Raw genomic sequence first — 12597 nt, 5'->3', positions numbered from 1 at the left:
CATTTATTTTTATATGGATTAACTATCACTTTAGCTTATTTAAGTTTCAATGCCAAAAGCATTGATCTTTTTAACTCACTGCTTAAAAAAATGTTTTAATGCGTCTTTGTTACCCATATTTATAAATGATTCATTATCTTGAATAACAAACCAATTAAACTTGAAACCTCATTACCCTATTTTAGACGGGCTGCGCGGTACTGCGGCCTTGTTAGTTGTTATTTATCATTTATTTGAAGCGTACTACCCGGTGCCTGCCAACCACCCCATGCACCATGGCTATATGGCTGTCGATTTCTTTTACCTGCTTTCGGGTTTTGTGGTAGGTTATGCTTATGACGACCGCTGGGAGCGGATGACGGTTTGGGAGTTTCTGAAAATAAGGTTAGTACGCCTGCACCCGCTGGTGATATTAGGCACTGTAATTGGGGCAATCGGGTTTTGGTTCGATCCCTTTACCCCACTTTTGCCGGGCGTTCCGCATGTGAGCATATTGAAACTGATAGGCGTTATGCTCATTAGCTTTACGCTATTACCTGCTCCGGATGTTCGCGGCTGGAACGAAACCCATCCGCTCGACGGGCCTTGCTGGTCGCTGTTGCAGGAATATATAGCCAATTTACTTTATGCTTTTTGGGGGCACAAAATGACCAAGACTGCACTTTGGATAGTGGTTACGATCAGCGGCATTGCACTTACGGCTACGGCAATATGGCACGGCGATGTTGGCACCGGCTGGAGCTTTGAAACCTTTTGGATAGCCATAGTGCGCATGATGTTTCCATTTTTCGCAGGGTTGCTGTTGTATCGCTCGGGCAAGCGGCTTCACATTAAAATGGCTTACCCGTTATGCTCATTATTATTATTAATTCTATTTTTTCTGCCTACCTGGAAATACAACGGGATTTATGAAGCGGCATGTATCATTATCGCTTTTCCAATAGTGATTGCCATGGGTGCAGGTGGCACCATAAGCGGCCGCTGGGAAAAGATCTGCCGGTTCTCGGGTGCTATATCTTACCCTATTTATATCCTGCATTATCCATTTATATACATTTATACTTCGTGGGTTATTGCAAAGAAGCCCGCTCCAGACCAGATCACTCTTGTAGCATGTGCATTATTCTTGTTTTTTATCCTGCTTGCCTATTCCTCCCTTAAACTATATGATGAACCTGTAAGAAACTGGCTAAAAAGACGCGCACTGCAAAAGGCAGACAGATAACATATCCCTACATACCCATAATAAAGCTCATGATTTTCATGGGCTTTACTGTTTTTTAGGCGTTTGTATTATTTATTACAACTTTAAAAACCTATCGTTAAAATTTCAGTTACTTAATTATTAATTAAGTTAATTGATACAACATCGCCATGAACGAAACAAACAAACTCAGCCGCCGCCAGGTAATTGGCGGATTGGGTGCCACCTTAGCCGCAGCCGCAGTATCGCCGGTTTTTGCAGCAGATGGAAGACCTAACAATAACAGTAATACTATGGAAGCACAAGCATTGCAGGACCCGACCACAAAATATCCAAAACCACCCTTCAATGGGCAATCGCAGCCATGGCCAGGCTTGGCAAGCAAAATGGACCCACGTCCGGATCATGGCGAAAAAAGCTACAAAGGGTCAGGCCGTTTAACGGGGCGTAAAGCCTTAATTACCGGTGGCGACTCTGGTATGGGCCGAGCAGCAGCTATTGCCTATGCCCGTGAAGGCGCAGATGTGGCTATTAATTACTACCCGACCGAAGAGCCGGATGCACGCGAGGTAATTGAACTGATAAAAGCAGAAGGCCGTAAAGCGATAGCCATCCCCGGCGATTTGCGCGATGAGGCTTTTTGCCAGAAACTGGTTTCAGAAGCGGTACGCCAATTAGGTGGATTAGACATTGTGGTAAACAATGCTGCCCGCCAGCAAAGCTTACCTTCTGTTTTGGATGTTACCAGCGAGGAGTTTGATGCAACCATGAAAACCAATATTTACGCGCCATTCTGGATCATCAAAGCAGCATTGCCGCATTTACAGCCAGGATCTGCTATTATTGGTACAACATCAGAGCAGGCTTATGACCCATCACCAGATCTGTATGCCTATGCGCAAACCAAAGCTGCTACCATGAACTATGTGAAGTCACTGGCTAAGCAGTTTGGCCCTAAAGGCATCCGTGTAAATGGCGTTGCCCCAGGCCCTATCTGGACACCATTGCAAGTAAGCGGTGGTGCGACTCAGGAGAAATTAAAACAATTTGGCGGACAAACACCGCTTGGCCGCCCCGGTCAGCCGGCAGAGCTTGCATCTATATATGTGCAGCTTGCCGCAGCCGATGCCAGCTACGCTACCGGACAAGTTTACGGTGCGGCAGGCGGTGGAGGCCAGCCATAAAAAATTAAAGCCCCGAAAGGGGCTTTTTTATTGCACAATCTTGCAATCTTTGTAGTAACAGGCTATGCAAGTTTCTACAATAAAAGCGCATCTTTTAAATGAGATCAGTTATCCCCATAGATACAAGTCATCAGCACTGTTAAAAACGGTTAGTATCCAATTTGCCGTTATCTTTTTCTTTCTGCTGTTGTTTAAACCGTTTGGAGTATCACCAGCTGAACAAAGATTTGGATACGCCATTACTTGTGCCCTACATGCGTTTTTTCCTGCAGTCATTATTTATAGCTATTTCTTTGCATTAGGCCGCTTTTATCAAAATTCCATTAAACCCAGAACCTGGACTTTATTACGTGAATACATCCACATTGCTGTTATTTTCTTTCTGATCGGTATTGCCAGCTTCTTATTAAGGAAATTAGTATACAACAATCCCGACAATTGGTCTTGGTATTATTTGTGGGAAGAGATAAGAAACTGCTATCTGGCAGGTGTGCTATTTTACTTTATCTTACTTATCTCAAGTGCTTACTTTGAACCTGACACTAAAACTGTACAAATCACTAACGCCGATCTGAGTACTGCAAATGAGGGTAATGCAAATATTAACACAGATCAGGTCTTTATAAAAACACAGGTGCAGCAGGATGATTTTCATTTTAATCCTGCTCAGTTATTGTTTGCCAAGGCTGATGGTAATTATATCACTTTAACGCTTTGCACCGATAACCATGTGAGTGCTGAATTGAAAAGAATTTCTTTAAAGCAATTTGAGTTACAAGTAAGCGATTACCCTTTCTTGTTCAGGTGCCATCGTGCTTACCTGGTTAATTTGCTCCAGGTCACAAAGTTTTCAGGTAACGCCCAGGGCTATATCCTATCCTTAAATGCAACAGACGAAAAAGTGCCGGTTTCACGAAGCCAGGTTGAAATTTTTGAAGAGACCTATAAGCGGCATACCGGTATTGCTTATTCTTAGTTGTTGCTCATCACAAAGTCTTGTTGCTGGTCACAATGGCCTTTAAACGTTGTAGGGTTCATAGTAAGTTTGCCAATAATCTCCCGGACATTATTAATACGCTTTATAAGGAGGTATAAAAACGAAACTAAAATGCCTGCTTCACTAACATCCCCACTGCCTGCTCAACGGCTTAATGACGAGAAACTATTTTATGTAGATAACATCAGGATAGTGCTTACTATACTGGTTATCTTACATCATGCCTACATTACTTATGGTGCGCCCGGTGGGTGGTATTATAAAGAACCGACAACCAATATTGCAGCTCTTATCCCTTTAACCCTATTTGTCAGCATCAATCAGAGTTTCTTTATGGGATTCTTCTTTCTGCTGGCAGGCTTCTTTAGTTATTCATCCTATCATCGTAAAGGCACCCAAAAGTTCATCACCGACCGAGTGACCAGACTTGGTATTCCTTTAATATTTTATTCCTTTATATTTTCGCCTTTTCTAAGTTTCCTGGTCTATAGATTTGGGAAGGAACAGCCCATCAGTTATTATCAATATCTGGCAACATTCGATGACTGGATCGATTTCGGGGTACTATGGTTTGTGGCAGCCTTGCTACTATTTACAATTGTTTATGTAATGTGCGGGAAACTGTTTATCAAATGGACGAAAAAACAACTACCAGCACCTACCATAAAAACGATAATGCTAACCGCATTGATTGTAGGCATACTTAGTTTTATTGTAAGAACAATCTTTCCGGTTGGTTGGGTACTTAAACCTTTAGGCTTTCAGTTAGGGTATTTTTCTCAATATGTATCTCTATTTATTATTGGTTTACTGGCTGCAAAAAACCAATGGCTTAAGCACCTAACTTATAAAACAGGGAAACAAGCATTAAAGATCGCCCTTTTGTTGTTCTTATTCTTCCCGGTGTTTTACGTGATCAAAACCAAACTTAATATCCCTATTGAATGGTATTCCGGAGGCTTTAACGTTTTCTCTTTGCTTTATGCGATTTGGGAACAGTGCATAGGCTTTGCTATTATCACAGCCTTTTTAGCTATTGGTAAACAGCGGTGGAATACGTCTTCATATCTATTAAGCTATATGTCAAGACGCGCTTTTGCAGTGTATATCTTTCATCCAGTAGTGCTTATCGCATTAGCATTGATCCTTCGCAACTGGATTGCCGATCCGGCTTTAAAACTTTTGTTGGTTGCCCCCTTAGCAGTAATTGGCAGTTTTGTACTTGGAGCAATTGTACTATGGCTACCCGGGACTAAACGGATTATTTAAATCATGAGAAAGCAGTCTTCTACTGTTCTTTCATTACTACATAGAAAAAGGCATCAGCGCGGCGCTTAAATCCTAATGACTCGTAAACAGCTATCGCACGGGCATTATCGCCACGTACATGCAGGTAAGGTATCGTGCCGGCGGCTTTCATGCGTTTAACCTGTGAAATAAGTAATTGACGTGCATAGCCTTTTCCTAAATGATCAGGATGGGTACATACGGCACTGATTTCCGTATAAGGCGTAGCGTATAACCGTTGTCCTGCCATAGCCACTAATTTGTCACTCTCCAATACGCCGTTGTAATGTCCAAACTCAATAGTGCGTTTTGCAAACGGCCCTGGATTTGTCAGTTTGGTCAGTTCTACCATTTGCGGCACATGCAGCTCGGTTAAAGGAACTATTATATCTGAGTTGAGTTCTGGTAATTCATCAGTTTCATGTATCATTTGTAAGCCTTCAACAGTGCCCAACAGTTTCCAGTCGCCGTAAAGTTCCATTTTGGTTGTCGACATCAACAGCACAGGGCGATTGGCCGGGATCAGCTCAAATAATTCAGAAAAATATTCCTGAGTGTTTTCAACCATCCCTGCAAAAGGCGATACCTCGCTGTCAAAAAACTTTACAGTGTTACTGCCAAGCGCCAGATTGCTGTTGCCTGATGTAAGTGCATGCCATGCCGGATTATCTAAAGTGTGCTTCATTTGCAGCAAACCTATAAAAAAGGCTGCGGTTCATTTGCACTGCACTAACAATAACAGCTCAACTACATGAAAAAAATTTCAACTATAGAGTAGCGTTTGCCTAAAAACGGTCGTAATGGTTAACAATTACACACTACACACATGATACAACAGTTATTTAAAAGACGGGCAGGCATTTTCGGGATGATGTGTTTGCTAACCATTTCTTTAAGCTCATGCTTAAAAGACCATCACGATGATTATGTACAACCATCAGTTGCACTTGTTTCAGCCATTAATGCAGTGCCCGACCTGGCAGCTGCAGATTTTTACCTTGACCAGAACCGGGGAAATAACCAACCGATAGCAACAGGTACCAGCATGGATTATATTAATGTTTATACCGGCAAACGCACCTTTACTTTCACATCGAGCGGCACTACCACAAAAGTAAAATCAGATACCACCACCTTTAAAGCCAATACAGGTTATTCTGTTTTTATCTCAAACGTGGCAGCCAAAGCTGATTACCTAATCACTGTTGATTCAATTGCACGCCCGGCAACCGGTATGGCAACTGTACGCTTTGTAAACCTTAGCCCTAATGCCGGTGCTACAGACCTGGCCATTACCGGCGGAAACGTTGTGGCTACCAATAAAGCTTACCGTACAGTTTCTTCATTTGTTCCGGTTCAGGGCGATAAAGCTTATACATTTGAGGTTCGTAATGCAGGCACAGCCAATGTAATATCAACCTTGCCAAGCCTTACTTTACGCAGTGGTTCTGTTTACACTATTTGGGTACAGGGTATTGCAGGCGCAACCGACCAAACTAAACTAAGCACACGCATACAAAACAACGTTTACTATTATTAAGCAAATACTTACATCATAACAAAGGCTGCGCTTGTGCGCAGCCTTTGTTATTTAAAGCCAATATCTTTTAGAAGCATTAACCGTAAACGTTATATTTACATAAATACCCATGCCATGAAAAACAGACTATTCGCTTTTGTATTCATATTAGTATTGACAGGGACTATGAGCAGCTGTTTTGTATCTCGAGATGCACAAGGCCGCCACACCGACAGAGGCGCCCGCTTTCCGCATGATGAGCATCCTGAAGAAAAACATTAAGCTTAGTTTAGATCTTTTGCGAGGCCTTTAGCTGGAAATAAGTGTTGATGGTGTTGACTGTGAGGTTTTGAGGGGCTGTTAAAATTGATTGTATGCCCTGAGCGCTTAGTTCCTTTACAATCAGCTTTTTCTCGTACACAAACTTTTCGGCAATGGTTTTAATATAGATGTTCTCTACATCTGTGGCCGCTTGTTCGCCCAGCGACTTTAACTCTGTATTCTCAAAAAACACTACCAATAGCTTGTGAAAGCGGGCAATCTGTTTGAAAAACGGAAGCTGCCTTCTCAAAGCCGAAAGGCTTTCAATGTTGGTGAAGTATACTACCAAGCTACGTTGCTTTAAAGTGTTTCTGATGGTATTGTAAAGCAGCTCGATGTTGGTTTCCATGTAGCGCGTTTTTTCACGGTACAGTACTTCCATAATCTTGTTTAACTGGGTAGGGCGGTTATCTGCCGGAATAACAGCACCGCGTTTATCTGAAATGGTGATCAGCCCGGCCTTGTCTTGCTTGTACATGGCCACGCTTGATAATACAAGGCTGGCGTTGATGGCATAATCCAGCAGGCTTAAGCCCTCGAAGGGCATTTTCATTACCCTCGATTTATCAATCACACAGTATACATGCTGCGACTTTTCCTCGATGTAAGAGTTCACCATAAAGTCTCCGGTACGCGCTGTAGCCTTCCAGTTAATGGTGCGGTAATCATCGCCCTGTACATAGTTTTTGATCTGCTCAAACTCCATGCTGTTACCCAGGCGACGGATACGCTTAATACCTACCTCGCTAAGGCGGTTTGAGATTGCCATGAGCTCATACTTGCGCATTTGTAAAAACGAAGGATAAACGGGCAATGTTTGTGCCTGCTTAAATACATACCTGCGGCTTACCAGGTTCAAAAACGAATGCACATAAACCTGCAGATCGCCAAATTCATATTCGCCGCGCTTGGTTGGGCGTAAATGATAAGTAACTTTCTGTTGTTGCCTTGGATCAAGCTTAATATCAAACCATACATCGCGTTTTTGAAACTGAAAAGGGATTTCATCTATGATCCCTACTCCAGCTTTAAACGCATAACGGTTTTCTACCTTGATATTAATCTCGTTCTCATCGCCATTACTTAAACGCTCAGGTGCCTGCCTTAAAGCAACTATACCATCCTTCTGCCTGTAAAGCAGGATGATGTCAGCCAGTAAAATGGCAATAAGCACAACAAAAAAAGCATAAGGCAAAATGCTGAGCCACGGAAAAAAGAAAGCCAGCAGAAACAGAAACACAGCAACGCCCAGGCCTGCAAATAAGCGGCGCGATAAAAACAGGTTCTTATAGAAGTTGCTGAAAAATGCCTTCACTATCTTGGTATTTCTATTTTTTGAAATATTTGTGCCACTACCTCATCCGGTGCAACACCTTCCATTTCTTTTTCAGGCGTAAGCATAATGCGGTGCCTTAAAACGGCCGGGGTAACTTGTATGATATCATCTGGGGTAACAAAGTCGCGGCCGCTGATAGCAGCAATTGCCTTGGCAGCATTAACAATAGCTAATGAAGCACGTGGCGATCCGCCTAAATACAATGAACTGTTGGTACGCGTTTCCTGAATCACTTTGGCTACAAACTCTAAAAGCTTAGGCTCTACATGCAGATTTTTAACCTGTTTACGCAGCTCTATCACCTGTTGCGATGAAAGTACAGCTGCGATCTCTGCTAACTGATCTGTGCTTTTGTGCTGATGCTGTTGGGTAAGTATGGCGATCTCTTCCTCAAGAGACGGATATTTCACTTCAATTTTAAATAAAAAGCGATCGAGCTGTGCTTCGGGCAGGCGATAAGTACCTTCCTGGTCAACCGGGTTTTGGGTAGCCAATACAATAAATGGCTCGTGCATTGGATAAGTATGCCCATCCATGGTGATCTGGCGCTCTTCCATTACCTCAAACAAAGCAGCCTGTGTTTTTGCAGGCGCACGGTTGATCTCATCGATAAGAATGATGTTACCGAAAACAGGGCCTTGCTTAAATTCAAATTCTGTGGTTTTAGGGTTGAATATCGAAGTTCCCAAAACGTCTGACGGCATCAGGTCGGGCGTAAACTGTATGCGCGAAAACTGTGCATCTATACTTTTTGCAATCAGCTTAGCTGTTAATGTTTTTGCAATTCCGGGTACGCCTTCAATTAAGATGTGGCCATCGGCAAGTATGCCTGCAATCAGCAGGTCAATGGTATCGTGCTGGCCAACTATCACCTTTGCAAGGTTATCCTTTATTTGTGTAACCGCATTGCTTAATGCGCTAAGGTCGGTACGTTGTTCAAAAAAATCCTGTTCTTCCATATTATCTGGACTGGCTATAAAATTTTTCTATATTTTGGTTAAGTTCTATCAATTCACTGTCGCTTACCGACTGGTTGTTTTTAATTAAAATGATCTGTGCAATCAGCCTTTTTACCAAAGCACTTTCCGCACCGCTTTTTTGCGTTAATGCAATGGTAAATTCATCATTAAGTACGGTAGTTTTCAGGTAGTAATGCGTGCGGACGTATTCAAGGAAATAGGTGGCTTTCTTTTGCGCGATGTTTGAGTTATCGCGCTGCTCATAATACACCATGCCAACTGTTTTTGTAAATTCTACAGTTGTATTGGTAAGCGGTTCTATTACCGGAATAATCCTTTGCCTGCGCTTAATTTCATAAGCAATAAAAATGAGCAAGCTAAAAACTGCGATGTAAAACGCCCATTTAAGCTGTGTATTACGCAGGAATACGCGCATCAGCGACTCATCGCCAGCCCTACCCTGGGTATAGTACTGATCCCATAGCACCCACCTGGCGGGTTGCATGTATGATAATGCCGTACCTGCATATTTAGCACCTTTTGGCTGTAGTAAGTTATAGTTGGTAAACAAAAGCGGGTTAGTGTTTAGGTAAAGCGCACCTTTACCTAAACTGAATTTAATAAAATTGGCATCATCCTTTTGGTTTTTGCCCAGCACAATGGTTGATGCCGTATCTATTTCGCGGAAGAAGCCACTGCCGCTGTTTTTATCAGTCGGAAAAACTTCATCGCCCAGTTTTTTATTGCTGAAAGTTAATGCATTGGTTTTGTCAAATACCCAGCCTGTTTTAAATTTCAGCTTCTTCTCCAGGTATTGCCCAAAGTTTGATGCTGCGATAAATACGTTGTTACCTTGTTTAATAAACTTCGACAGCTTATTAAAATCGTATTCATTGATCACGGTCGATTCGCAAATGATCACATAGGCAGCTTTGCGGCTACCATTATCAACTATGGTATTGTATGCTGGTTCGCGGTAATCTACCACCTGTGCGCCCGGGAAAACATCTGCTAACCTGTCATGCAGTATATAAGTGCCAAAAGGCATTTTATCGTTATCGCGGTAGGTCTCTGTCCAGTCAAGCGGTTGCGGCTTGTTATACTGGGCCATGATATAAACCACCAGCAAAATAGAGGCTATGAATATGTAAATCTTCAGGTCTTTCATTTAATGTTTTGTTTAAAATGGTTAAACAAAGCATTAATGCTGTTAAATGCACTACCGTCTATCGGGAAATTACCGTACCATACATATTCAAACTGCCGGGTGATGGTGCCAAACTGCTGGCGTTTCTCGGTGTCTGTAAGCTCCCGCAGGTAAGCCGCATTGGTTTTCTCTATACGCCAGTTGATCAGCCCGGCATCATCCAGTTGCTTTAAGGTGCGCAGGTAAAGCAGCCTTACGGCCAAACGGTAATTGCCCGCGGCAACTGCATTGTTTATCTCTTCGTCAAAACTGATCTCGTGGATGTTTTCGTTGATAAGGCCTTCTAATCCTTCAATTTCAGCAGAAGGTTTACTGAAAAGCCCACCCGAACCCTGTAACACAAACTTGATGATCAGAAAGATAACAACACCACCTACACCAATCCATATAACAGTAGAAACCCAATTGCCCGATGACGGCGAGAACATCCGCATAATGCTTTCGACCATGGTCCAGAACCAGCGCCAGAAACGATCCCAAAGGCTTAATTTATGGATGTTGTTTTCGCGGTAGTAATCAAAAGCCGGATTATCCAACAGCCTTTTTAAAGCAGCATCATTAAACTTCCTGATGTTAACATTGGAGGTATCAACTTTCAGCAAATAATGAACAGCATGCTTCACCCCATTTGCCACAGGCTTGGTATGGGTTGCCACTGTATCTATAATCACTTTTGAAGCTGCCATCAGTTAATATTCTTCGGTGGCCAAATGGTCATTATTACTCTTACCTGTAGTTCCCAGCATTTCAATGCGACGCATCAGGCTCGATCCTTCTTTTTGCTCAATAAGGCTAAAATAGTTTAGCGTTAGGGCTATGATGGGTAAGGCATACAGCACCTGTACGCAAACAGAAGAAATCAATACAGGAATCTGGTATATTTTGGCAAAGCTGCCACCTGTAATAAGCGCGTAGACCTCGGTAATTAAGCCAGCCGGTACCATAAAGGCCAATGAAAATGCAGACAATACGATAGTCACCAAAAATAAGCTGCCGAATACCTGCCACCAATGGCCTTTTACCAGTTTAAAGCACCTGTCAAAAGCATAGCCGAAGCGCGCTTCTTCCATCATCATAATGGGTAAAATTAAGGATAGCACAGGTAAAAAATACAAGCCCGGCAGTATGCAAAAAACAAACGCAATAGCTACGATGATAGCTATAATAACATTTGCAGCAAATATTTTAATAATGTGCGATTTTACGTAAGCCCATACTTCCTGAACTGTTGGCGCTTCATTGCCATTTTTTCGGTACAGGGTAAGATAGGATAAGATAGTGGTTACCGTCATGCTGACGCTTATAAAATTAAAAAACGTCGACAAAAAGTAGGCTATACTAAATACAGATGTTCCTTCTTCAAGCCTTACACGCATCTCCAGGATATTAATAACACCTAAAACAAGGCTTACAAATAAAAAGAAGCCACAAATAGAAAAATATACTTTTAGTAACGGTTTAAAATTCTGTTTAAAAAACACGATGGAGTCACTTACTACTTCATCAAGGTCTCGGATCTGCTCAAATTCAATTTTCGGTCGCATCAGGTTTTAAAAGATTTAGGTTGCGTGCCAAACGCATCGGATAAATAACAACATACCATAAAATAAAGGCAAGCGAGCCGGCAAGTATACAAACACTTAACCAGGCAGGCATTTCGGTATGGCGGGTAACAAAGCTTTCAAAAATGGCGGCTACTACTATAATCGGTAATATACCGATGGTTATTTTAAGCCCTTCCATTACTCCTTTTTTTAATGAAACAAAGCGGCTAAATGTTTTAGGAAATAAAATACTGTTGCCAAAAACCAAACCTGCCCCGCCTGCAATAATGATACTTGAAATTTCAAGGGTGCCATGTATCCATATTACCAGGATGGATTTTAAGCCAAATCCCTTGCTTAAAAAGAAATACTCGAAGGCACCCAGCATTATGCCGTTTCTGAACAATGCCACAACAGTTCCTACAGAAAGGAATAAGCCCATTACGAAGGTGGCAACGGTAACATAAAGGTTGTTGCCCGCTATCTGGAAAAACATCTCGATCTCGCCTTCATGCTTATATACGCCAAAAGGGTCGCCCTTGGCAATGTTATCGTTCGTCATGTTCACATAAGCATCGCCCATTACCAATCGCACAAAAGCATTGTCATATTTTGCGGATATAATGCCAATAAGCATTGACACCACAAAAAACAAAAAGGAGTACAATATCTTAAAACGATGCTTATAAAAGAGCAAGGGCAGCTCAAACCGCCAGAATTGTGCAAAGCGGTTCGTACTTTCTTTTTTATTACGGTAAATAGACTGATGAAACCCCGAAGCTATTTTGTTAAGATAGCTTATCGTTTTTGAGTTGGGATAGAAAGTTTTAGCGTAAGACAAATCATCAGTTATGGCAACAAAACGTTCGGCAACTTCATCCGGGTTTTTAGTCGGTTCGGTTTCGTATTGTTTCCATCGCTCTGCGTTTTGTTTTATAAACAGTGCCTCACGCATATTTACTGTGATAATTTATTCGCTATAATAAAAAATATTTTCAGCATTATACCAAAACAACATTGCTAAATATATATTTGTTTA

Annotated in this window: 13 protein-coding genes; 6 read left to right on the top strand and 7 right to left on the bottom strand. The window is 42.0% G+C overall.

The genetic code is table 11. From position 1 onward, the window contains the following. The first annotated feature begins 160 nt into the window (after positions 1 to 160). From PQ461_RS03210 to PQ461_RS03195, 4 genes are all read left to right on the top strand, one after another. On the top strand, positions 161 to 1225 hold the full coding sequence (locus PQ461_RS03210; protein WP_274208193.1) for an acyltransferase family protein: 1065 nt from the start codon (positions 161 to 163) through the stop codon (positions 1223 to 1225). Between the two features lie 149 nt (positions 1226 to 1374). Further along, positions 1375 to 2388 carry an SDR family oxidoreductase gene (locus tag PQ461_RS03205; RefSeq protein WP_274208192.1) on the top strand — a complete coding sequence of 338 codons (1014 nt, stop codon included), beginning with the start codon at positions 1375 to 1377 and terminating at the stop codon, positions 2386 to 2388. 64 nt (positions 2389 to 2452) lie between these two features. After that, positions 2453 to 3364 carry a LytR/AlgR family response regulator transcription factor gene (locus PQ461_RS03200; protein WP_274208191.1) on the top strand — a complete coding sequence of 304 codons (912 nt, stop codon included), beginning with the start codon at positions 2453 to 2455 and terminating at the stop codon, positions 3362 to 3364. 132 nt (positions 3365 to 3496) lie between these two features. After that, positions 3497 to 4654, top strand: coding sequence for an acyltransferase family protein (locus tag PQ461_RS03195; protein WP_274208190.1), 1158 nt, complete (start codon positions 3497 to 3499; stop codon positions 4652 to 4654). Between the two features lie 19 nt (positions 4655 to 4673). Here the strand turns inward: PQ461_RS03195 and PQ461_RS03190 are convergent, their stop codons facing one another. Continuing rightward, positions 4674 to 5357, bottom strand: a complete 684-nt coding sequence (locus tag PQ461_RS03190) for a GNAT family N-acetyltransferase (RefSeq protein ID WP_274208189.1) — start codon at positions 5355 to 5357, stop codon at positions 4674 to 4676. 141 nt (positions 5358 to 5498) lie between these two features. Between PQ461_RS03190 and PQ461_RS03185 the strand changes: the two genes are divergently transcribed. Together PQ461_RS03185 and PQ461_RS03180 are read left to right on the top strand one after the other, a co-directional pair. Beyond that, positions 5499 to 6212 carry a DUF4397 domain-containing protein gene (locus PQ461_RS03185; protein ID WP_274208188.1) on the top strand — a complete coding sequence of 238 codons (714 nt, stop codon included), beginning with the start codon at positions 5499 to 5501 and terminating at the stop codon, positions 6210 to 6212. 114 nt (positions 6213 to 6326) lie between these two features. Then, positions 6327 to 6473, top strand: coding sequence for a hypothetical protein (locus PQ461_RS03180; RefSeq protein WP_274208187.1), 147 nt, complete (start codon positions 6327 to 6329; stop codon positions 6471 to 6473). A gap of 7 nt (positions 6474 to 6480) precedes the next feature. Here PQ461_RS03180 and PQ461_RS03175 read toward each other — a convergent pair whose 3' ends face one another. The 6 genes from PQ461_RS03175 to PQ461_RS03150 are packed head-to-tail and all read right to left on the bottom strand — an operon-like array spanning position 6481 to position 12513. Continuing rightward, positions 6481 to 7827: a DUF58 domain-containing protein gene (locus tag PQ461_RS03175; RefSeq protein ID WP_274208186.1), complete on the bottom strand. Its 1347-nt coding sequence runs from the start codon at positions 7825 to 7827 to the stop codon at positions 6481 to 6483. Further along, positions 7827 to 8807 (bottom strand): AAA family ATPase, encoded by a 981-nt coding sequence (locus PQ461_RS03170; RefSeq protein ID WP_274208185.1) that lies wholly within the window; start codon positions 8805 to 8807, stop codon positions 7827 to 7829. Before PQ461_RS03170 ends, PQ461_RS03175 begins: the two co-directional genes overlap by 1 nt. 1 nt (position 8808) lies before the next feature. Then, the gene (locus PQ461_RS03165; RefSeq protein ID WP_274208184.1) at positions 8809 to 9975 is read right to left on the bottom strand and encodes a DUF4350 domain-containing protein; all 1167 of its coding nucleotides are present in this window, start codon (positions 9973 to 9975) and stop codon (positions 8809 to 8811) included. Further along, positions 9972 to 10700 carry a DUF4129 domain-containing protein gene (locus tag PQ461_RS03160; protein ID WP_274208183.1) on the bottom strand — a complete coding sequence of 243 codons (729 nt, stop codon included), beginning with the start codon at positions 10698 to 10700 and terminating at the stop codon, positions 9972 to 9974. The genes PQ461_RS03165 and PQ461_RS03160 overlap by 4 nt, the downstream gene beginning before the upstream one ends. 3 nt (positions 10701 to 10703) lie before the next feature. Further along, entirely contained in the window at positions 10704 to 11558 is an 855-nt protein-coding gene (locus PQ461_RS03155) for a hypothetical protein (protein ID WP_274208182.1), read from the bottom strand. Continuing rightward, the gene (locus tag PQ461_RS03150; RefSeq protein ID WP_274208181.1) at positions 11542 to 12513 is read right to left on the bottom strand and encodes a stage II sporulation protein M; all 972 of its coding nucleotides are present in this window, start codon (positions 12511 to 12513) and stop codon (positions 11542 to 11544) included. The genes PQ461_RS03155 and PQ461_RS03150 overlap by 17 nt, the downstream gene beginning before the upstream one ends. Positions 12514 to 12597 lie beyond the last annotated feature (84 nt).

It is taken from the genome of Mucilaginibacter sp. KACC 22063 (assembly GCF_028736115.1).
Taxonomy (GTDB): Bacteria; Bacteroidota; Bacteroidia; order Sphingobacteriales; family Sphingobacteriaceae; genus Mucilaginibacter.
This window is presented reverse-complemented; position numbering and strand designations above follow the sequence as displayed.